This is a genomic window from Olivibacter sp. SDN3, assembly GCF_014334135.1.
Lineage (GTDB): Bacteria > Bacteroidota > Bacteroidia > Sphingobacteriales > Sphingobacteriaceae > Olivibacter.
In genome coordinates, this window is the sequence record NZ_CP060497.1 from 1,863,683 (window position 1) to 1,887,437 (window position 23,755).

At 43.0% G+C, this 23,755-nt stretch carries 14 protein-coding genes; 10 read left to right on the forward strand and 4 right to left on the reverse strand.

All coding sequences use genetic code 11. The features are described 5' to 3' along the window. The first annotated feature begins 210 nt into the window (after positions 1–210). Positions 211–2,751 carry a TonB-dependent receptor gene (locus tag H8S90_RS07605; RefSeq protein ID WP_187341966.1) on the forward strand — a complete coding sequence of 847 codons (2,541 nt, stop codon included), beginning with the start codon at positions 211–213 and terminating at the stop codon, positions 2,749–2,751. A gap of 19 nt (positions 2,752–2,770) precedes the next feature. Here the strand turns inward: H8S90_RS07605 and H8S90_RS26355 are convergent, their stop codons facing one another. The 3 genes from H8S90_RS26355 to H8S90_RS07620 form a co-directional block, all read right to left on the reverse strand. After that, positions 2,771–5,017 carry a helix-turn-helix domain-containing protein gene (locus tag H8S90_RS26355; protein ID WP_187341967.1) on the reverse strand — a complete coding sequence of 749 codons (2,247 nt, stop codon included), beginning with the start codon at positions 5,015–5,017 and terminating at the stop codon, positions 2,771–2,773. A 303-nt stretch (positions 5,018–5,320) separates the two neighbouring features. Beyond that, a complete protein-coding gene (locus H8S90_RS07615) occupies positions 5,321–6,688 on the reverse strand; it encodes a HAMP domain-containing sensor histidine kinase (RefSeq protein WP_187341968.1) in 1,368 nt (455 codons plus the stop codon). Then, complete coding sequence (locus tag H8S90_RS07620; protein ID WP_187341969.1) at positions 6,685–7,374, reverse strand: response regulator transcription factor; 690 nt, start codon at positions 7,372–7,374, stop codon at positions 6,685–6,687. The genes H8S90_RS07615 and H8S90_RS07620 overlap by 4 nt, the downstream gene beginning before the upstream one ends. A 197-nt stretch (positions 7,375–7,571) precedes the next feature. Here H8S90_RS07620 and H8S90_RS07625 point away from each other — a divergent pair, with 197 nt between their 5' ends. The 8 genes from H8S90_RS07625 (at position 7,572) to H8S90_RS07660 (ending at position 19,141) form a co-directional block, all read left to right on the forward strand. Beyond that, the gene (locus H8S90_RS07625) at positions 7,572–8,072 is read left to right on the forward strand and encodes a phosphoheptose isomerase (protein WP_187341970.1); all 501 of its coding nucleotides are present in this window, start codon (positions 7,572–7,574) and stop codon (positions 8,070–8,072) included. Positions 8,073–8,138: 66 nt separating this feature from the next. Further along, on the forward strand, positions 8,139–10,013 hold the full coding sequence (locus tag H8S90_RS07630; protein ID WP_187341971.1) for a DNA topoisomerase IV subunit B: 1,875 nt from the start codon (positions 8,139–8,141) through the stop codon (positions 10,011–10,013). Positions 10,014–10,022: 9 nt separating this feature from the next. Continuing rightward, entirely contained in the window at positions 10,023–10,862 is an 840-nt protein-coding gene (purU, locus tag H8S90_RS07635; RefSeq protein ID WP_187341972.1) for a formyltetrahydrofolate deformylase, read from the forward strand. A gap of 178 nt (positions 10,863–11,040) precedes the next feature. Beyond that, a complete protein-coding gene (locus H8S90_RS07640) occupies positions 11,041–11,706 on the forward strand; it encodes a GDSL-type esterase/lipase family protein (RefSeq protein ID WP_187341973.1) in 666 nt (221 codons plus the stop codon). 384 nt (positions 11,707–12,090) lie between these two features. Continuing rightward, positions 12,091–15,351: a TonB-dependent receptor gene (locus H8S90_RS07645; protein WP_222852257.1), complete on the forward strand. Its 3,261-nt coding sequence runs from the start codon at positions 12,091–12,093 to the stop codon at positions 15,349–15,351. A 13-nt stretch (positions 15,352–15,364) separates the two neighbouring features. Next, positions 15,365–17,248, forward strand: coding sequence for a RagB/SusD family nutrient uptake outer membrane protein (locus H8S90_RS07650; RefSeq protein WP_187341974.1), 1,884 nt, complete (start codon positions 15,365–15,367; stop codon positions 17,246–17,248). 416 nt (positions 17,249–17,664) lie between these two features. Then, complete coding sequence (locus H8S90_RS07655; protein ID WP_187341975.1) at positions 17,665–18,060, forward strand: hypothetical protein; 396 nt, start codon at positions 17,665–17,667, stop codon at positions 18,058–18,060. Between the two features lie 91 nt (positions 18,061–18,151). Further along, positions 18,152–19,141 (forward strand): aldo/keto reductase, encoded by a 990-nt coding sequence (locus H8S90_RS07660; protein ID WP_187341976.1) that lies wholly within the window; start codon positions 18,152–18,154, stop codon positions 19,139–19,141. Between the two features lie 60 nt (positions 19,142–19,201). Here the strand turns inward: H8S90_RS07660 and H8S90_RS07665 are convergent, their stop codons facing one another. Beyond that, a complete protein-coding gene (locus tag H8S90_RS07665) occupies positions 19,202–20,848 on the reverse strand; it encodes a M28 family metallopeptidase (protein WP_187341977.1) in 1,647 nt (548 codons plus the stop codon). A gap of 137 nt (positions 20,849–20,985) precedes the next feature. On the opposite strand from H8S90_RS07665, the gene H8S90_RS07670 reads away from it, so the two are divergent. Beyond that, positions 20,986–23,721 (forward strand): DNA gyrase/topoisomerase IV subunit A, encoded by a 2,736-nt coding sequence (locus tag H8S90_RS07670; protein WP_187341978.1) that lies wholly within the window; start codon positions 20,986–20,988, stop codon positions 23,719–23,721. Positions 23,722–23,755 lie beyond the last annotated feature (34 nt).

A 23,755-nucleotide genomic window follows, 5' to 3' on the forward strand; every position in this document is an offset into this window, starting at 1 on the left:
TTACAACAAAGTCTACTAAAACTATAGTGATTATAGAAAATATTTATACATTTGCAACAGAAATCAACAATCATGCGTTTGTATGAGCCTAATAGGTTACTTGTTTGACAGATTGTCAGAAAATACGTACTGCTTGGTGAGATTTCTTTAATGAATAACGGACTTGATAAATGGCCGATATAAGAACTATAAATTAATTAGGTACAAGCAATGAAAAAAATTTTGCTGTTTTTTTTGCCGGTCTTATGCATCGGAAACAAAGCGTTTGCTCAGAACGAGTTGGAGGGCATAGTCAGAAATGGAGAGGGAAAACCCGTTATGCATGCAACCGTGTCAATAAAAGGATCAAATGTTTATACAGTTGCGGATACAGCCGGCCATTTTAATATCGAAACACGCGAGCCTCTGCCCCTGACCTTATTGATCAAATCGGTCGGATATAAATCGCTGGAAGTACCAGTGGAAACTTTTGAAGCACCATTAGATATCGTTCTGGGAGAAGACAATGTATTGAATGAAGTGGTGATAACTTCTCGGAGGAGAAAAGAGTTGCTGCAGGATGTCCCTATTCCAATATCCGTGGTTACCGGAGAACTTGCCAACGACGCGGGGGCATTCAACGTAAACCGTTTAAAGGAAATGGTGCCTTCTGTTCAGCTATATTCGTCTAATCCTCGCAATACCGGCCTAAGTATTCGTGGCTTGGGCACAACCTTTGGGCTTACCAATGATGGTATTGACCCGGGGGTAGGCTTTTATGTCGACGGTGTCTACTATGCACGTACAGCCGCAACAACACTTGACTTTATCGATGTAGAACAGATTGAAGTGTTACGCGGACCGCAAGGTACTTTGTTTGGTAAAAATACCGTTGCCGGAGCATTTAATGTAACAACCAGAAAACCCAGCTTTACACCGGGCGCTACCTTTGAAACGAGTTTTGGTAACTACGGATTTATTCAGACTAAGGCTTCAGTTACTGGACCCTTAGCAAAAAATGTGGCTGCGCGCTTTTCGTTTTCGGGTACACAACGTGATGGGTTGCTTTATAATGTAGCCACACAGAAACCAGTTAATGATCTTAACAACTTGGGGCTCCGAGGTCAATTGTTATTTACACCTTCTGATAAGGTGGAAATTATATTGGCAGGAGACTTCACGCGGCAGCGCCCGGATGGCTATGCACAGGTCTTTGCCGGAGTCGCTCCCACGCTACGACCTGAATACCGGCAGTTTGAACAGATAATCGCTGATCTGGGTTATGAGCTGCCCAGCAGAAACCCTTTTGATCGACTAATTGACCATGATACCCCATGGCGCTCTGGTCAGGATTTGGGAGGCGCCTCCGTCAATGTAGATGTGCAGCTGGGCAGCGGTACGCTTACATCGACCACTGCATGGCGCTTTTGGAACTGGGACCCCTCAAATGATCGCGATTTTACCGGACTGCAAGGGCTTGCCTTGTCGCAAGCACCCTCTAGGCATGATCAATGGTCGCAGGAAGTGCGCTGGGCAGGAACCTTCTCTTCTAAGTTGAGCGGAGTGTTTGGGGTTTTCGCTTTTGGTCAACGGCTTCGGCCCGATCCGGCACATACAGAAGAGGCCGGAAGAGATCAATGGCGCTTTTCGCAGGATTCGGAAAGTCCGCTATGGCAAACACCAGGGCTGTTTGAAGGATTTGGCATACGCTCCTATCCTAACCTCAACACGTTTAGCGGAGCGATTTTTGGTCAACTCGATTGGTCTATTACTGATAGATTGAGCCTGCTGCCCGGTATACGCTTGAATTACGACGATAAAAAGGTGAGTTTCCGTAGGGAACCTTATGGTGGCCTCGAAACGGATGATCCAGAACTGATTGCCTTGAAAAATTCACTTTATAGTGCGCAGGAATTTGAAGCTGAAATTGACGACACTAACCTTTCTGGACAGTTAACCTTGGCCTTTAAAGCCACTGACAAAATCAATACTTTCGCTACCTATTCCACCGGCTTTAAACCGGTGGGCCTCAACTTGGGCGGATTGCCTAACGCTAACGGCGCCCCTATGGTGGAGCTTGCGGTAATCAGGCCGGAAAGGGTGCGGCATGTTGAAATCGGTATAAAAACATCGCCCACACCAAATTCAGCCTTGAACCTAACAGTTTATAATACGGATGTTAAGGATTTTCAGGCACAGGTGCAGGCCGCGGATTTATCGGTTAACAGGGGCTACTTGGCCAATGCAGAGAAAGTACGCGTACGCGGTGTGGAATTTGATGCGAATGTGCGATTTAATGATTATTTATCTGTATATGGAGCGCTAGCCTATACGGATGGTAAATTTGTCTCTTTCACCAATGCGCCTCCTCCTCTTGAGGAAACCGGTGGCCCGACATTTAAAGATATATCGGGCGGTCAATTGCCAGGAATATCGAAGTGGGCTGGCTCTTTGGGTGGAGAGGTAGCGCATCCGGGTAAGTTTTTTGGTAAAGACGGGCAGTTTTTTCTGGCCTTCGATACCTATTATCGCTCATCATTTTCATCCAATCCCTCGCCTTCAAGTTACCTGGTTATTGATGGTTACGCGTTGTTAAATGCCCGATTTGGCTTCCGGGTATTAGATCGGATGTCTATTTTCCTATGGGGGCGAAACTTGCTCGATAAAGATTATTTTGAGCAGCTATTACCTGGAGCAGGAAACACTGGACATTATGCAGCGGTATTGGGTGATCAGCGTACCTATGGCGCTACATTACGCTATTCTTTTTAGGATTAAGGTCACGTGCTATTCAGGAATCGGCGGCAGTAGTTTTCTTTTGTTCGGCTGCTGCCCGTAATGCCGCTTGGGCTATTCTTATTTCGTGAAACTCAACACGATGATTGAACAACTGCTTGATCTCGGTAATGGTTTTACCGGGATTATCCTGTAGTTTTTGCATGATTTGTTCCAGCTTGCTTGTTTGCAGTAACTCAGATGCATCTAATTCAGTTCCTATAAAGGATGTTAGGTGGCTAAGTATCGTGCCCGGTGTCAGGCTACGTTCCTGTGCAATGGTATCTATGCGCTTCCCTTTTTTAAACAATTCCAAACTCATGCGCTTGGTTTCGCCTTTGCTGCTCTTTTTCTTCGGTAAAGATGCTTGAATTGTTTGTGTGGCTACTTGGCGCTGCTGGGCTATTTCACTGATCACATCTTGTATATTACGTCCTTCTAAGATCGCTTGCGTAATCATGGTACATTGCTTAATTTGTTCTTTCTTACGTTGATAGCTTATGGATAAGTCCTGTAACTCCTTAAGGTACTTCTTGTTTTTCTTTTTTTGAGACCAAGAGGTAATATGTTGTTCCAAAGGAATGATGAGCTCTTGGTCAAGCTGTTCCAGAAACCATGCAGCAGCCTTTTGTGTCCGGTCGTGAATTGCTTCCATAGGCAAGGGCTGCGCTGATGAGGATTGCTTGTTTAACCAGTTGTTGAATTTCTCGGCTACTTCAAACTGATTATTGCAAGCAGTGGCTATGGCATTGATTTTTTTATAAGCAAGTGTTTTGTCGGGAATATTTTTAGCCATGAGCTCTCCCTTTAAGCTATTGGTCTCCAGCGTTAGTTTATTCCATAAAAAGGCGTTACTTAAATTATGCAATAAATAGACTTCTTGCTCCTGAAGCAGCACATCATCAAGCGAGTCTTCGTCTAAAGCGGCATTGGAAAAAGCAACCACATGTGGGTCGGTCAAAATATTGGCTAACGAGATGGTAGAGCGTAACACCAAACCTTGCAGACTGGTTAGCCTGCTTAACGCTACATAAACCTGTCCTGCTGCAAAACTTGCCCCTGCGTCAATAACCGCTTTATCAAACGTTAAACCCTGGCTTTTGTGTATGGTAACTGCCCAAGCTAAACGAATAGGATATTGTTTGAACGTGCCTAAAGTTTCCTCATCGATCTTATCGGCCTGTCGGTCGTAATTATAGCGTAAATTTCGCCATTCTTCCTGCTCCAGCGTGAAGGTGTCTGTCTCTCCGGGAAAACGGACTTTTATACCCGATCCGTCTTTACTGATCTGTTCAATGATCCCGATTTTGCCATTATAATAACGACGTTCATCTCCTTTATCGTTCTTGATAAACATGATCTGTGCCCCTTCTTTTAAAAACAAACTACCCTCCGTAGGATACGAACTTTCAGAAAAATCGCCTTTGACCGTTGCCTCAAAACAAAATGCCTTTCCTTCCAGTGCCTCCAGCTCTTGTCGGTTAATATCGTCGGCTATGCGGTTATGGGAGGTCAGCGTAATATAGGCATCTTCTTTACGGGGAACGAAATCCGAACGGTAATATTGGTTCAGCTGTTCCAATGTTGCCTGACCGCATTGATTATGACGAATGTCATTTAAAAGTGAAATGAAGTTTTCATCTTTTTGCCGATAGATTTTCTTAAGTTCTAACAATACCGGAGGAGCCTCCTGCAGCACATGTGCGTCGAAGAAAAAAGGACTTTTATAGTATTGATATAAAATATATTCGTTGCTTTTTACTACGGGGGGAAGCTGGTATAAATCACCGATAAAGAGCATCTGAACTCCGCCAAAAGGTGCAGCATTTCGCCTGGCCCATCGTAAAATAGCATCGATTGCGTCGAGCGTATCCGCTCTTAACATCGAAACCTCATCAATAACCAAGATATCCAGCTCCTGCAAAAGCGCCCTTCGTTGCTTCGTGAGTTTTACCTTTCCAAATAGACGCTGCTTGTTATAGATATGGTGATCGCTTTCATTCCACGCTAAAGGATAATCGGCCAAATACATACCGAAAGGTAAAAAAAACAACGAATGTATAGTACTTCCCCCGGCATTGATGGCGGCGACTCCCGTAGGAGCAACAACGGCCATTTTTTTATAGGTGTGCGCACGGATATACTTCAAAAAAGTAGTTTTACCGGTTCCGGCTTTTCCTGTTAGAAAAAGAGGTCTGTTGGTATGATTCACGAAAGATACGGCTTGGGCAAAAGCCTTATTCTGATGATCGAGATTCGACATGATGATTTTCTATAGTTAACTGAGCACTTAAACCAATTGCGCTAAAAACTTAATGTAAGAAATCTTTTTTGCTTACGAAAACCAAGGTGAAATTGTTTTCTGTATGCGATTACTTATAGAGCTGTTATTTTATAGTGTTCTTAAGTGCTCCGCAATCTACAAAAAAGGCATATAGTGGCAAAGCCAGCAGAAGTAATTGAAATAGTCACTTAAAAAATTGGTCTATCCACGGCACCTTGCTTTCTCGCGAGCTCATGATTGCTGAGCAATTATCGGTTTCTCGTCTGCCATTGAGAATCGCTTTTATAAATGAAATTTTGGAAAAAATAAATAAAAGGTGGTCCCTATATCGGGTGTGGAGCTTACGTCTAGGGTAATGCCATGTAGATCCAATACCTGTTTCCCAAGATATAAACCAATACCGTGCCCCGGTATTGCCGCGCTCTTAGCTCCCCGGTAAAACAAGTTGAAGATATCTTGCTGATCCGCTGCCTCAATACCTATACCTTTATCCTTGATAGTAAGGCAAAGCCGTTCTTCATCCTCGTAAAGTTTTATTAAAACAGGCTGGTTGTTGGAAAATTTAAGCGCGTTATCAATGAGATTACCAATAGCAATCAGGAGCAGTTCTCGGTTCGCCAACACTTCTAAAAGTGCCGGTTTGTTGCGCATCTCTTCCAAATCTATACGCACGATAGCTTCCGGGTGATGGATGCCGATTTTTTCCAGGAGATCCCAGAGCAGTTCGTCAATTCGCAACTTCATTAATGAAATATTTTTGGAAGCTTCTAATCCCGATAACAATAACAAGCCCTCAAGAATGGCTTTGATATGTAACGCATCGTTATGAAGTGCGCGCATCTTTTCTACATATTCGGCGTTGCTCCTATGTTTGGATAGGGTGACTTCCAGATTGCCTATGATAGAAGCTAAGGGTGTTTTCAATTCATGAGAGGCGTGTTTGAGAAAATTCTGTTGACTCTTAACACCACTTTCTAACCGGTCTAAAAAGAGATTGAAAGATTCCCTGAGTTCGGTAAGTTCGTCTCTTTCCGTATCGCTCGTCTCCAGTCGCTCGTGTAAATTAGTGGCTGAGATGGTATTCACATTGCGGATAAGTCTGGCAAATGGTTTGAATGTTTGTTTAGCTAGCAGGTTGGTAAGTATAAAACTTAAACCTACTCCCAACGCATAAAATAACAGCAAATAAAGTCGTAGACGTTTAAGCTGTGAATAACCATCTGCATCAACTGCAGATGCCAATACCACATAGTTGCCTTCATTGTCCTGATAGAAAATCCCGGAGAATTGCCTCTCCCCGATATCGAAATAAGTAATCTGTTTACGCCTGATACGCTCTAGTATATCAGCATCGATACGGTAATCAAGCGTATCATCTTCAAAAACCATTCGATTGTTTTCATCAAAAAAACGAATAGATTCATCATGAATCTCTTGATAGCGCTGCTCGATTATTTGGTATTTCTGATCATTTAGCTCATCCTTTTCCAGATGAAAAAAAGCTGCAGTTAATGCACTACTTTGTAGTCTTTTATAAAAAGACTGCCGTACATGCTGCTCAAAAAAGAGGTAAGTGCCCAAGAAGGTGAACCCTAATACAGCGGCAACAATCAAGGTGCTATTCCACGCTAGTTTAAGGCGTATGGTCATACTTCTTTTTTGTGCTTCAATAAATAACCCCTTCCCTTCACCGTGTGGATGAGTGGGTAATCAAAGCCTTTATCAAGCTTGTTACGTAAATAATTGATGTAAACATCCACCACATTGGTGTGGGTGTTGAAATGAATATCCCAAACGGCCTCCGCTATCTGGGTTCTGGAAACGACATGCTCCCTGTTTTTCAAGAGATACAATAAGAGTTTATACTCCCTTGGAGAGAGTATTAAAGTTTTTCCGGCCCGTTTTGCACTCTGTTCGGCAACGTCTACTTCAAGATCAGCATACTTTTGTAGGTCAAGCACACCGTTTTCAAAGGATTTTCGTCGTAGTTGTGCATGTATTCGAGCCAGCAGTTCGTCAAAATGGAAAGGCTTTCCCAGATAGTCGTCTGCCCCGGCCTGCAAGCCCTTTACCTTTTCTTCTGTTGTGTCCAACGCACTCAAGATGAGAATAGCAGTAGTGATTTTACGCTGACGTAATACGGTGCATATCTCAAAGCCAGAAATATCCGGCAACATAATATCCAATATAAGGAGATCGAAGTCGGTATCCTGCGTGATAGCCAAGGTTTCATAACCAGTGGAGATACGAGTAACGGAGTACAATTGCTCTTCCAGACCTTTTTTAATAAATCCAGCTAAGCGGTCGTCATCTTCTACCAATAATATTTTTGTCATTCTCTAGCTGCTTGTAATAGGCAAAATAAGAATTTTAATAGCGCATTTCAAATTAGATTGTTCTAATATAGCCTGCTTCACGGTAATGCTTCCTTAACCAGGCAAGCTGCGCTCGAGCGCATAAAAGCAAAGAACTAGCGCTAAAGCCTAACACCTAATCAAAAAAACTCATTATCTTAGCAAAAAAATAAATAAATATGACAGCGATAGCTAAACAAGAAATATTTGCGGAAATCGAAAAAAACTTAAGTAGCCAGGGGTTTACCATTGACAAACAAGATCAAACACGTCCTTGGGGCGGTTTCTTTGTCATCGACGAAAGTCAGGCCCAAAAATTTGCAGATACTTACTTTGATGGGCTAAATGTTCAAGATTTGAAAATTTCGGGAAAATTAAGCCCTAAAATCTTAGTGGTAGCACCTCAGAAACGCTTATCTTGGCAATATCATCACAGACGTGCCGAAATTTGGCAGGTTATTAAAGGTGAAGTAGGTGTTGTAATCAGCGATACAGACGTAGAGAATGAAGTGAAAACCAAAAAGCCAGGAGACGTAATCAAACTGGAAAAAGGAGAGCGTCATCGTTTGGTAGGTCTTGATGGTTGGGGTATCTTAGCAGAGATCTGGCAGCATACAGATATAGAGAATCCTTCTGATGAGGAAGATATTGTTCGTGTGCAGGACGATTTTGGACGATAGCAGCTTGTAAGTAGTAGGGTCGTGGAGTAGAAAACAGCTCAACCCGTAACACATAACAAAGAGTCTATGACAAATTACAACGAAGATAGTATTCGATCACTCGATTGGAAAGAACATATCCGCTTACGTCCGGGGATGTACATCGGTAAATTAGGAGATGGATCTGCCTATGATGACGGTATATATGTACTGTTAAAGGAAGTGGTGGATAACTCTATCGATGAGTTTGTGATGGGTGCCGGACGAACGATCGACATAAATGTTAGCGAGCTCAAAGTTGCTGTTCGTGATTATGGTCGCGGAATACCTATAGGAAGTGTAGTTGATGTGGTGTCTAAAATAAACACCGGAGGTAAATACGATAGTAAAGCCTTTCAGAAATCGGTAGGTTTGAACGGGGTGGGTACGAAAGCAGTGAACGCGCTTTCTTCCGCCTTTACCGTACAGGCATACAGGGCAGGGCGTACCCGTATAGCAGAGTTTAGTAAAGGTGAGCTGCTGCACGATGAAGAAAAGGAAACCACACAGCGCAACGGTACTGCAGTAAGTTTTATCCCTGATGATACCATTTTCCGGAATTATAAATATCGGCCCGAGTTTGTGGAGAATATGATTTGGAATTATGTTTTCTTGAATGCAGGCTTAACCATCAATTTCAATGGGCAAAAATTCATCTCTGAAAATGGTTTGCGTGATCTGTTGGAGCGTAACATTGATGTGGAAGCGATGCGCTACCCTATCATTCACCTGAAGGGAGATGATATAGAGGTGGCGATGACTCATGGACAACAGTATGGAGAAGAGTATTACTCTTTCGTCAATGGTCAGCATACTACGCAAGGGGGTACTCACCAGGCGGCATTCCGTGAAGCAGTGGTGAAAACCATACGTGAATTTTATAAAAAGGAATTCGATGCAGCAGATATCCGCGCTTCTATTATTGCCGCAATTGCCATCAAGGTACAAGAACCCGTATTTGAATCGCAAACGAAAACCAAGCTGGGTTCGCAGAGTGTCGGTCCGGAAGGGCCAACCGTGCGTACCTTTATCAACGACTTTGTAAAGAAGTCTTTAGACGATTACCTGCATAGGCATCAAGATGCTGCAGATGCATTGTTAAAACGTATTTTACAATCCGAGCGGGAACGTAAAGACATCGCCGGTATTAAAAAACTGGCTAACGAACGTGCTAAGAAAGCGTCTCTCCATAACCGGAAGTTGCGTGATTGCAAGATTCACTACGATGATAAAAATGAACGTAACCAGGAGACCACGCTCTTTATCACGGAGGGTGATTCTGCCAGTGGTTCGATTACAAAATCACGTGATGTGCAAACGCAGGCGGTATTCAGCTTAAAAGGTAAACCACTCAATGCATTTGGGCTTACCAAAAAAGTGGTTTACGAAAACGAGGAGTTTAATTTGCTGCAACACGCACTGAATATTGAGGATGGCTTGGATGGCTTACGTTATAACAATATCGTAATCGCTACAGATGCTGACGTAGATGGGATGCACATTCGCTTATTGCTAATGACATTTTTCTTACAGTTTTTTCCCGATCTTGTCAAGGCAGGGCACGTTTCGATCTTACAGACGCCTTTATTCAGGGTTAGAAATAAAAAAGAGACAATCTATTGTTACAATGACGAAGAAAGGCAGCGAGCAATACTAAAGCTTGGAGGAAAGCCGGAAATTACCCGATTTAAAGGTTTGGGGGAAATTTCTCCTGATGAATTCGGCCTTTTCATCGGAAAAGATATGCGTTTGGATCCTGTAATCCTTTCTAAAGATCAGAAAATACAGCAGCTGCTAGCCTATTATATGGGTAAAAACACACCCGATCGACAGAAGCATATCGTCAATAATCTTCGGATCGAGCAAGATGTTTTAGCAGAGGAAGAAGCGTTGAAAGAAAAGAGTTTAAAAGAAGCCGTGTAGCACAAGGAAATGGAGCAGACATTAATCCTTATACAGTGCACAGATGCCGTAGGCTTGGTGTCTTCGATAGCGCATGTCGTGGCAGATCATCGGCTTAATATTGTTACCATGCGTGAGTATGTGGAAGAGGCTTCCAAGCGCTTTTTTGCGCGTATAGTCTGTACCGGTGAACTGTTGGATGTGCAAAGGCTAACGGCAGAACTGGCGGGAGCCCTGCCTAAAGGTGCACAGGTGAAGGTTAACCCTCCGAAACAGAAACGCCTAGCGGTTCTGGTTACAAAAGAACCGCACTGTTTGGGAGATACGTTGGTCCGCCACTTTTTTAATGTCTTAGGAGCTGAAATATGTTGCGTAATAGGTAATTACGATAATTTGCGTGAATTTACAGAGCGGTTTGATGTACCCTTTCATTATGTCACGCATGAAGGTAAAAGTAAAGACGATTTTGAGCGTGAACTCCATAAAACTATTTACAGCTATCGTCCGGATTTTGTGGTGTTAGCTAAGTTCATGCGTATATTGTCTCCTATCTTTGTAGCGCATTACAGTGGGAAGATTGTTAACATCCATCACTCTTTTCTACCGGCTTTTGTCGGCGCAAACCCTTACCAACAAGCATATACCAGAGGGGTGAAGCTGATCGGTGCCACGGCACATTTTGTAACTGATGATTTGGACGAAGGGCCAATTATTGCGCAAGATATAAAACCGGTAAATCATACCTATACAGCAAATGATATGAGGAGAGCAGGCAAAGAGATCGAAAAGGCCGTGCTGAACAAGGCTTTATCACTCATCATTGAAGATAGGGTGTTTATTACGGGAAATAAAACCGTGGTTTTCGATTAGGTCATGAGCCGTGTAAAAGTATAGTGTTCAAACCTCCGGTTCCGCTCCTTAGCTATATTATAAGCCTGAAAAGATATGAATAAACCGGCTCATGCAAGCTTCATTGCCATAAAAATAAACCGAGTGTAACGAGCTCATTTATTCCATTGAACGCTTACGCTCATAAATAATTATTCGAATGAAAAAACTGATAACGATCTGTAGCTTTTTCTTACTGGGAACAATAACTTTCGTCTTTGCACAGCAAAAAGAAAGTTATCCCTTTGAAAAGGAAATTATCGCATTCAAAAAGCTCGACGCTGCAAAGACACCTGAAAAGAACGGGGTACTCTTTATCGGAAGCTCATCGATCAGGTTATGGGACGATCTGGAAAAACGATTTTCAGATAAACCCATCATTAAACGAGGGGTAGGAGGTTGTGAATTGTCACATTTCGTTGATCACTATATGGATGCTATCGTATACCCCTATAAGGCTAGGCAAATATTCGTGTATGCTGGAGAAAATGATATTGTTAATGGTAAAAAACCAAAAGAGGTTGCTGATAATTTCAAAAAGCTGTGGGAAATGATCCGCGAAAAGCAACCCGATGTCTCCATTTTTTACTTGTCTATAAAGCCAAGCAGCAGCCGTACTGACCTGCAAAGTAAGTTTGAAAGGACTAATCTTAGGATCAAGAAATTTCTCCGGGGTAAAGCAAACGGAACCTATATAGACCTTGCTTCGGTAGTAGAAGGCCCAGATGGCAAACCAAACGATAATTTGTTTGAATCCGATCGTCTACATCTGAACAGCAGAGGTTATGATCGTTGGGAAGTCGTTTTACGGCAGTTTGTGAAGTAACCGGGGTTTCACTATAGCACAGAGTTGATATAAACAAAAGCTCGCAATAGGCGAGCTTTTGTTGTTACTGGTACAGCCTTTATCGTTTTATAACGCTATCAAGTTATGTCGCACTTAGTAGTTCTTCTGATGAACTAATTGTAAAAAATCCTTCAATTATTGGTGTTTTTCTTAATATTTAGAGGAAGTCATTAGCAATTTATAACTTTTTTTTGTTTCATAATTTTCTATGCTTATGTTTACAGCCGCCATTTAAATTAAAACCTCATTAGATGATACTACTTAATCAATTTATAGAATCTAATATCTGCTGCGTAATCAAGATAAACGTAATCTGTACAGTTATAGCCTGCTAAATCATTTTTTTAATAAACACCTACTATTATGAACATTAATTACAGACCTACTAAAAAGGTTTTGTTTCCCATGCTGGTGCTTGCACTGGGCTTTTCGCCGAATGTCGGACTAGCAGGGAAATCGGTTGTGGCCGATCCCTTAAAGGCTTCCAGAACCTTGAAACAGCAACAACAAACCATTACGGGAAAAGTTAACTCCATGACTGGAAACGAGGGTGTCCCTGGAGTAAGTGTACTCATCAAAGGAACACAGAGAGGCACTAGTACAGATGGCGATGGCCAATTCAGCTTGGAAAACGTACCTGCCAATGCTACTTTGGTTTTTACGATGGTGGGGTACAAAACCCACGAAGAGCCTGTGGGCGATCAGACGACCATAACCGTTGTGCTACAAGATGATCTTGCAAATCTAGAGGAGGTCGTTGTGGTGGGGTATGGAACACAGAAGAAAGAAACCGTGACAGGTTCGGTAACAACCGTTAGAAGTGAAGAGTTGGTCAAATCGCCTTCATTAAATGTTTCCAATTCATTGGCAGGAAGGTTGCCAGGGGTAATCGCTACCCAGGCCAGTGGAGAGCCGGGTGCTGATGGTTCCAACTTACAGATCAGAGGAACAAACACCTTGGGAAACAGCAGCCCTTTGGTTGTGATCGATGGTATACCGGCCAGAACGGGGGGTATCGAACGCTTAAACCCTGCTGACATTGACAACATTTCCGTATTGAAGGATGCCGCAGCGGCAATTTACGGTGCTCGGGCAGCAAACGGGGTGATTCTTGTAACTACCAAAAGAGGTAAATCGGGTAGGCCGCTTTTATCCTACACGTATAACCAGGGGTTCGCCCAACCTACCGTCATTCCAAAATTAACCGACGCCGTCCAGTACGCTGAAATGCGAAATGAATTAGAACTCTTCAAATTGCCGGTGGCAGAGTGGGGAGAGGCGAATGGCGCATTGAGAGACCAAGGTAGCTACACACGGCCAAATGGATCCGTGCTTACCGCTCCTTTCTCCCCGGAAGCTTTTCAACTTTTTAGAGATGGTTCAGACCCATGGGGGCATCCCAATACGGATTGGTACGGCGAAACCTTAAAAACCTTTTCACCACAAAGCCGACACAATGTACAACTTACAGGTGGTTCAGAAAACTTTCAGTACTTAACCTCCATCGGTTATCAAAATCAAGATGGTTATTACAAAAACTCTGCAACAGGTTATAAACAGTATGATATGCGGATCAATCTTGATGCCAAGATAAGTAAGTATATCGACGCGAAAATCGGTGTATTAGGTCGTCAGGAAAACCGCAATTATCCTACGAAATCTGCAGGTACAATCTTTCGGATGCTGATGCGTGGAAACCCAACGATGCCAGCTTATTGGCCAAATGGTATGCCCGGTCCAGATATCGAAAATGGAGAGAACCCGGTAGTTATCACTACCGATCAAACCGGATATGACAGAAATAAACAATACTTCTTTCAAACGAACGGTCAATTGGATATTCAGATTCCATGGGTAGAAGGTCTAAAATTCACGGGTACAGCGGCCATCGATAAATTTGTTCGTCAAGGTAAAAGATGGGAAACTCCATGGTATCTATACACTTGGCAGGGAGCTTATGAGGACGATGGTGTGACGCCTGCCCTTGTGCGGGGGGAACGTGGCTTTCCTGATCCTCGCTTGACGCAGGAGAATGAAGACCAGCTTAATATTATGCTCGGAGGAGTCTTGAACTATGATCGCTCTTTTGGTGACCATCAATTCAATATCATGGCAGGATTGAATAGAGAAACCATTGATAATGATAATTTCAGTGCCTTTAGAAGGTTCTTCATTTCAAACGCGATTGATTATCTGATTGCTGGTGGTGAACGGGAGAAAGACAATAATGGAGGAGCTTGGCAACAAGCGCGGTTAAACTATTTCGGCCGCGTTGGTTATAATTATAAAGAGAAGTACCTTCTCGAGTTTTTATGGCGCTACGATGGTTCCTATATGTTTCCAAGAGATAGCCGATTTGGTTTCTTCCCAGGAGTGCTTGGAGGATGGCGTATTTCCGAAGAGAACTTCTGGAAAGAAAATGTATCCTTTATCAACTACCTAAAATTGAGGGGATCTTGGGGCCGAATGGGTAATGATAATATATACTTCAATAATAACTATCAAGAAGGCGATCTATTAGGTGACGATGCCTCCTTGCAGGAATATCAATACTTTTCTACTTATGGCTTTGGTACCTATATCGTAGACGGACAGTTGGTAAAATCATTGTACGAATCTCGGGTGCCCAATACGATGGTTACCTGGGAGGTAGCCGATAACTATAATATTGGTTTAGATGGGCAATTGTTCGATGGAAAAATCAATTTTGAGTTTGACGTATTCATGAACAATCGCTCCAATATCTTGTGGCAACGTAATGCGTCGATTCCGCAGAGCACCGGAATGACATTACCTGCGGAAAATATTGGAAGGGTAACAAATCGCGGATGGGAGTTTAACATAGGTTACAATGGTGCAGCAGGCGAGTTTAAATATAATGTTAGTGTTAACGGAGGCTATACCAAGAATAAAATCATGTTCTGGGATGAGGCTCCGGGAGCGCCCGAGTGGCAAAGGGCTACCGGAAGAGTGACCGACGCACAGTTGTATTATATATATGATGGCGTATTTAGGGATGAAGAGGATATTGCCAATAATACCGTCGACTATAGCGCGGTAACCAATAATATTCGTCCTGGCGATATGAAATATCTCGATTATGATGGCGATGGTAAGATTACTCCTGATGACCGCGTACGGCGAGACAGAAATCGCCAACCGCGATTTCAGGGTGGATTGAATATAGGATTGCAGTATAAGAACTTTGACCTTACGGTGCTATTTCAAGGAGCAGCCGGAGGTGAGCTGCGTGTAGGAACGGATGAATCAGGCGCTATAGGAAATTACCTTCACGAATTTTATGAAAATCGCTGGACGGTAGATAATCCAAGCAGTGAACATCCGCGCATTACCGATAGAAGTGATCAATATTATTCTAATAATAATACCTATTGGTTGCAAAGTACTAATTATATCCGCCTTAAAAATTTAGAATTAGGATATACGCTTCCTACCCATCTGGGAGAAAGAGTAGGTATCAGCAACCTACGGATTTACGCTAGCGGGTTTAATTTACTGACATTTAGTAAGATGAAGGCGTATGATCCGGAATCTACTAACGTATTGGGTCAATACTATCCACAATCCCGTATCATTAATATGGGGCTAGCTGTAACCTTTTAAATAGACTACTATCATGAGAAAAGTAATCAATATATCATCAAAATTGTTCTTTGCGCTGATCATTATGTTTTCAGCGTGTAAAACAGATTTTTTAGACACCGAACCAATGACTGAGGTTCCGCAAGAGGTCGTTTGGGGTGATGCCGGTTTGGCTGAGGCCTTTGTACTGGAAATTTATAACGGACTGGGGCAGGGCGGGCTGGATGAGCAGATGCAGGCATCTTTAACAGATGAATCCATGTTTACGCACCCCGGTCGGGGAATCAATACCATTACAGAATCACGAACTAATCCTGCTGATCAAGGCTGGGTGAACAGAACTTATTTGTGGGATTCCTTATATACACGCATAAGGGCATCTAATATTGCACTTAAGAATCTGGCAGAACCTCAATTTGAGAATGCTAACAATTTAGTGGAACGGTTAAAAGGCGAGTCACATTTCCTCAGAGCTTATTATTATCAGCAATTGCTACGCTTTTATGGAGGAGTACCACTGATTGATAGGCCGTACGAGTTAGGAGAAGAAGATTATACAGCGCCACGTAGTAGCTATGAAGATTGTGTTAACTTTATCGTAGCAGATTGTGATACTGCCATAAGCCTGTTGAATGGATTGGGCGCTAGCGGTGGTAGGGCTGGTGATGTGGCCGCCATGGCCTTGAAAGCCCGTGTGCTGCTGTATGCAGCTAGTGACCTGCATGATGTTCCAACAGCATCTTCTAACTCGTCAACTATTGGTGGTTATAGCAACCAGGAATTGCTCGGTTATGTAAGTGGGAATAGAGCCGAACGTTGGCAGAAAGCAAAAGATGCTGCTTTAGCGGTAGTCAACCAAATGGCACATGCCTATAAAATGGACTTAACGGAGCCGGTAACTCCTGAGGAGGGCACCGATAACTATGTTATTTTATCAACAGGGGGAGGCAGCCGGGCAATATCGGCAGAAGGAGCAATTGACTTGTTGTTGGCTCGTCAGTTTGTCGACTTAAAAGATGAAGGAGGGAACTATGTTGGGCGTAATAACGGACCGAATGGCTATCACAATTGGGCCGGTAATACCCCTATACAAAACTTGGTCGACGATTATGAAATGATCGATGGAACTAGATTTAGCTGGGATAATCCAACGCATAGTTCTGCACCTTATCAGAATCGGGATCCTAGATTTTACGCTACCGTGCTGCATGATGGTGCCGATTGGAAGCCCCGTACGGCAGATGTGGCTGGGCGCGATCCTTTCGATCAGATTCAGACTGGCCAATATCAGGTGACTACCGCTTCGGGAGGAACCACAACGCAATATGGATTGGATACCAGAAATAGTCCGATCGAAGATTGGAATGGTTCTTATACAGGTTATTACTTCCGTAAATTTACTGATCCCGATCCTGCAGTTGTTGATCAAAACACCCGGCAATATATTCCTTGGCCCGTTTTGCGATATACCGAAGCGGTATTGAATTATGTGGAAGCCTGTATCGAATTAGGTCAGGATGGCGAAGCGAGAAACTGGTTGAATAAAATTCGATTCAGAGCCGGTATGCCTGCTGTTACCGAATCGGGCGACGCCCTTAGACAACGCTACAGAAACGAGCGAAGGGTAGAATTGGCCTATGAGGAGCATCGCTTTTTTGATGCCCGGAGATGGATGATCGCCCCTACAACCTTGGGCCGCAAAATAGGATTAATTCGTATTTTCGGTACCTTACGGGAAGGTGTTCAGGTCAGAACCTATCAATATAATCCTGAAAATTACAATTATACTTATACCCCTGCGGAACTCGATCCGGGAATTGAAAATAGGCAATGGTTAGATAAGATGTACTTCATGTGTATCCATAGGGATGAGATTAATAGAAATGGACAGCTGGCGCAAAATCCAGGCTACGATTAAGCCGCTTTAACATTCAGCCACATTGTCTGATAGGGCATTCTTTACCAAATAATGTGGCTGTTGCAGTAGCCCTAATCGAGTACTTATCGAAAGCTCGGTTAGGGCTACTGGTTTTTTATATCATCCATAAGTGCGACTGTTGACAGAATAACTAATGCAATGCATAACCACCTTCTTTATGATGGTGTTTGTAAAGTATATACGGATGATAGGTGAAGCATAGGCGGATGAAGGGGATACTATGAGCAGACTCGAACATACTTGAACAGCGTTTAAGGATTTTATTTGGAAAAGTCCGGAAAAGTCCGGAGTTCCGTAGAGCAGTAACATAACAGTCTTACAAAAGAAGTACTTATGGGATAAAAAACGAAACCTTTGTTGCGGTAGGTCATGGCTTAATTACGCCTGATGACCTGGTGATCACTTTCGAAAATGAGGTGAAAGCCGATCAGTTGTACATCACGATAAACAATGAAGATAATCGTCCGCTACAGCTAACCAAAGTGGGTGCTTGGCAGAGGAAAAAGGAACTGGTGACTTATCTGGAAGCAGGGAAAAGTTACCAATTATTTTTGGGAAAACAAGATGCTGCAGCGCCTTATTACGACCTTAGCTCTGTGGAAGAACGTATAAAAGAAAATATACCCGCTATAACTCTAAAGCCATTTCAACAGACTGATCAACCCGATCAGTCTGAACGGGCACACCTGTTTAAGTCCGTATACTGGTTCTGGATAGCATTGATACTCGTCATTGTACTTTTATTATTAATGTCTAATGGATTATTGAAGGTGATGAAAAGAAAGAAATAAGAAAATTCAACGTAATGTCATCATTAATACAGCTTCCCAAACTTTTCTTTTCATTCTTTAGTTTTACCTAAGAAAATTTAATTGGCAACAAATGGAATATAGAAGAATGGGCCGCACAGGCTTACAGTTAAGTATTTTGTCTTTTGGTTCATGGGTAACCTTTGCCCGGCAGGTAGACGATGGGCTCAGTGATCGCTTAATGGGGGTCGCTTACGATGCTGGGATTAATTTTTTTGACAATGCAGAAGTATATTCCCGTGGCGAATCAGAAAAGATGATGGGACGTGTACTGAAAGCTAAAAATTGGGAACGCAGCTCTTACGTGGTTTCCAGTAAAGTATTCTTTGGATGGAAAGGACCAGATAAAAAAACCAATCAGCATGGATTAAGCCGTAAACACATCACCGAAGCCTGCCACGAGGCTTTACAGCGTTTGCAGGTGGAGTACTTGGATCTTTACTATTGTCATCGCCCCGATAAAAACGTACCCATCGAAGAGGTGGTGCGCACCATGAACACACTGATTCAACAAGGTAAAATTCTCTATTGGGGAACCAGCGAATGGAGTGCTGCAGAAATTGTGGAAGCGCATGCGGTGGCTGCAAAGTTGAATCTGGAGCCGCCCGCTGTAGAACAGCCTGAATATAACCTGTTCCATCGACAGAAAGTAGAAGTCGATTACCTGCCTATTTTCCGTAACCTCGGTATGGGTACAACCATTTGGAGTCCGCTGGCATCTGGCTTATTGACCGGGAAATATAACGATGGTATTCCGGAAGGATCACGATTGGCACTGGAAGGATATGAATGGTTGAAAGACAAATCTTATACTGCAAAAAAGCTGACCTCCATCAGAAATTTAGGACGGTTGGCCAATGATCTCGATACTAGTTTGGCAAGCTTATCCATCGCATGGACGATTGCCAATCCCAACGTCTCCACCGCCATTTTAGGAGCTACTAAAGAAAACCAATTGGAAGAAAACCTAAAGGCATTGGAGGTATTACCTAAATTGACACCTGGGAAAATGGCGAAGATTGATGAAATTATGGGAACTAGGCCATTGTTGCCTGAATATTAAACGTGCTAATGGGGTTACCAGTTGTTGCCAGACGTATTACGTCTGACAATAACTAGTCTGCTACCGTTTGTCCCCGGCAGCCTTAAACTCGGATCCTTCTTTCCATTTCGGGAAAGTGCTTTCCATGCTTAAAGTGTAACCTACGTCAAATAACAAGTGCAGGTCGGCTATAATACCATCGAGCTTCCAGGTGTCATCGTATTCATCGCCCGGCTGATGGTATCGACTTTTATTATATTCGGCTTTTTGTGTTTGCCCGAAGTCGGCTCCCTGACCAATCACGTCGTCGCCTGTAGCCGGATATAAAGCAGGTACACCTACCTTCGCAAAATTGAAATGGTCTGACCGATAGAACCAGCCATTGGTGAGATCGGCCGGAGGGGCGGTTATTCTATCTTGCTTTTTAGCCGCTCTTTCAGCATAGTCGTCCATCTCCGATTGCCCCTGGCCCACAATGGTGATGTCGTTGGTTTTGGCCATAGGCGCCATGGCATCCATGTTAATATTAGCAACGGTTTTGGCTAATGGATAGATCGGATGTGTAGCATAATATTCAGAACCTAATAGGCCCTCTTCTTCTCCTGTTAGCGCAATGAACAAGATCGACCGTTCAGGGGCGGCAGAGGCGGCTTTAAATCCTTTCGCTATTTCTAACAATCCCGCAACACCGGTGGCATTGTCTACCGCACCATTATAAATGGAATCGCCAGCTATAGCCTCACCTATGCCCAAATGATCCCAATGTGCTGAATAGATAATATATTCGTCCGGGCGCTCAGTCCCTTCTATTTTTGCAACTACATTGTTGGATACCGATTTCTTCGTTTCCTGTTTAATGCTAAGACCAGTTTTAACTCCTAGGTCTACCGCCTTAAATCCGGGCTTCTTCGCTTGCTCCAATGCCTGATCAGCTATTCCTGCAAAGGCAAAAAGTTGCTTTGCAGCATCCGCGCTTAACCAACCTTCAAATGCAGCTCGCGAAGCACCGTTGTCTTCCGTCTGTAAATTGAGTTGTGGCCCGCTCCAACCACTTCTCACCACATGCCATCCGTAGCTGGCAGCGCCTGTATCGTGAATGATTAATGCCCCTGTAGCTCCCTGCCGTGCCGCCTCTTCAAACTTATAGGTCCATCGGCCATAATAAGTCATATTTTTGCCCTTGAAGAGGTTTTCGTCATAATAACCCGGATCGTTTACCATGACCACCACTGTCTTACCTTTTACATCCAGCCCTTCGTAGTCGTTCCAGTTGAATTCAGGGGCTACAATGCCAAATCCAGCAAAAACAACTTCCGACGCTTTCACGTCAATGGAAGGCTGCACCCGTCGGCTTCCTAAAACCACTTCGTCAAGGAGCTTAAAGTCAAGTGTCCCTTTTGGTCCTGTGAATGAAAATACAGAAGGAGGTGCAGAGGTTATCTCTACCATAGGGACTTCTTGAAAAAAGCTATCGCCATTACCGGGAGATAAGCCGACCTCCGTGAAAGCTCGCTGTAAATAGCGAAGTGTTTTTTCTTCACCCTGGGTAAAAGGTTTTCTACCTTCTAAACTATCATGTGATAGTTCTCTAACATATTTTTCGAAACCAGCTTCGGTAATGCTTTGTAAAGCAAGGGAGTCTGTTGCCGCTGTATTTTGTTGCTCACTGCTACAGGCAAAAAACACCGGTAGGGCAAAAGATAATAAGTAGTATAAGGTTCGCTTCATAATAAAAAAATATGCCTAAATTTATAGGAATATATGCTATGAAACAAATAATGTATTGTTAAAGGCTATTTAGAATACCAAATTGTTTAGTATTTTTACAGCCATCTCCATACGCAACATAAGGTAATTACTAAAAGATGAGCGAAGAATTAAACAATAACGAGCTTTCCGGCGATCAGCAAGATGAAGATTTAAGCCATAATCAGAGTACGCCTTTATCCGGACTGTACGAAAATTGGTTTTTAGACTACGCATCGTATGTCATATTGGATAGAGCAGTACCGCATATTAATGATGGTTTAAAACCCGTTCAACGACGTATTCTCCATTCATTGAAAGAGATGGACGACGGACGCTTTAACAAAGCCGCAAATGTCATAGGTAACACCATGAAATATCATCCACACGGAGATGCTTCCATCGGAGATGCCATGGTACAGATCGGACAGAAAAATTTATTGATAGATTGCCAAGGAAACTGGGGAGACCCAATTACGGGCGATGCAGCTGCGGCTCCACGGTATATCGAAGGACGCTTGAGCAAGTTTGCCAATGATGTAGTCTTTAACCCTGATACCACCGAATGGCAGTTAAGCTACGATGGACGGAACAAAGAGCCCGTCACCTTTCCCATAAAGTTTCCGTTGCTCTTGGCCCAGGGTGCCGAAGGCATAGCCGTAGGCCTGGCCACCAAGATCATGCCGCATAATTTTATTGAACTGATTGATGGTTCCATTGAAGTGTTACGAGGTGGACGGCCCAGCTTATTGCCAGACTTCCCTACAGGAGGTTTAGCCGATGTCTCCGCGTATAATGAAGGTATGCGTGGCGGAAAAGTGAAAGTGAGAGCTCGGATAGAAGAACGTGATAAGAAAACATTGGCTATTACGGAGATACCTTACGGTACCACTACCGGAGGCCTTATTGATAGCGTGATATCTGCGAATGATAAGGGTAAAATAAAAATTAAAAAAATAGAAGATAACACGGCGGCAGCTGTAGAAGTTATTGTTCACCTCGCTCCGGGAATTTCCCCTGACGTAACCATTGATGCTTTATACGCCTTTACAGATTGTGAGGTCTCCATCTCTCCAAATACCTGTGTAATCCGTAAAGAAAAGCCTTATTTTATGAGTGTAAACGATATACTTATCGAGAACACAAAGAATACAAGGGCTTTGTTAAAGCTAGAGCTCGAAATTCGCCTGAATGAACTGCAGGAAAAGATATTCTTTAGCTCATTGCTGAAAATATTTATTCAGGAAGGTATGTATAAGCATCCTGATTATGAAAATTCAGGGAATTTCGAGGTGGTCGTAGACGTATTAAATCGTTTATTTACACCGTTTTTCGATCAGTTCTATCGGGAGATCCTTCCGGAGGATTATAAGAAGCTTATCGACAAACCAATGAGCAGTATCACACGCTTTGATGTGAAGAAGGCAGATGAGCAGATGAAATCACTGGAAAACGAGATCAAGGAGGTAAAACATCACTTGAGGCATCTTACAGACTATGCAATCGCCTGGTACGAGAGACTAAAGGAAAAATATGCTAAAGGCCGCGAGCGTAGAACAGAATTAAGGGTCTTTGAGAAAGTGGAGGCGTCACAAGTTGCCCTCGCAAACGTCAAGTTATACGTAAACCGTGCGGACGGCTTTATCGGTACCGGCTTGAAAAAGGATGAGTATATAGGTGACTGTTCAGATATTGATGACATCATCACCTTCCTTGAGAATGGTACGTGCCTCGTTACCAAAGTGCAGGACAAGGTATTTGTTGGAAAAGATATTATCCATGTCGGCGTCTTTAAAAAAGGAGACGAACGTACCGTGTACAATATGGTTTACCGAGATGCCAAAACAGGTGTTTCTTACGTAAAACGCTTTGCTATTTTAGGGGTAACGCGAGATAAGGTATATGATCTTACAAAAGGTAGCAAAGGGTCAAAAGTGTTGTATTTCACTGCTAATCCAAATGGAGAAGCAGAGGTTGTTCATGTGCAGCTCAAATCGCACTCCAAGCTACGTAAGCTACAATTTGATCTTGATTTTGCCGATATAGCGATCAAGGGTAGAGGTTCACAGGGCAACATTGTTAGTAAATATCCTATCAAGAAAATAACGTTTAAGGCTAAAGGGGTGTCTACATTGGCAGGCCGTAAAATATGGTTCGATGATGTATTGAAGCGCTTAAATGTAGATGGTAGGGGAACCTACCTTGGAGAATTCGATGGAGACGATCGCATATTAGTTGTCATGCCAGACGGTACCTATAGCTTGAGCAGCTTTGAGCTCACCAACCATTTCGATCCAAAAATGATCCGGATCGAAAAATATAAACCAGGGCACGTGTATACGGCTGTACATATCGACGGAAAATCAGGCAATTATTTAGTGAAGCGTTTCGCTTTCGAGAATACACCGATAGGTAAAAGCACTTCTATCATCAATGATGAAGTGGGCTCAAAACTTGTTCTTCTCACAAATGCCGGTACCCCGGTTGTAGAGCTGAAAATTTTAAAAGGTAAAAGTAGAATACAAGAAAGTTTTGAACAAGCGCTCGAAGAAATTGTTGATATTAAAGGAATGAAGGCACAGGGCAATCGACTGAGCCAACACGAGATAAAAAAGATTAAATTGCTGAGCGCTGAAGAAGATCTCAGTAAAGAAATAGCGAAAGAGGAAAAGACAGAAGAAGTTTCCGAAGTATTAGATTCGCAAAGCGATGCTGGTGTAAAAGAAAAAGCGGGTGACGGAGATCAAGGCTCTTCCGAGCTTGACCAATCGAAAGCACCAAATAAGGTAGATTTTGAAATTACTAATCCAGATGATATCGATATGGAGGATAATGGGCAGCAGTCACTTTTTTAGGTTTTTTAATATCTTAGTGGAGAACCAAATGATC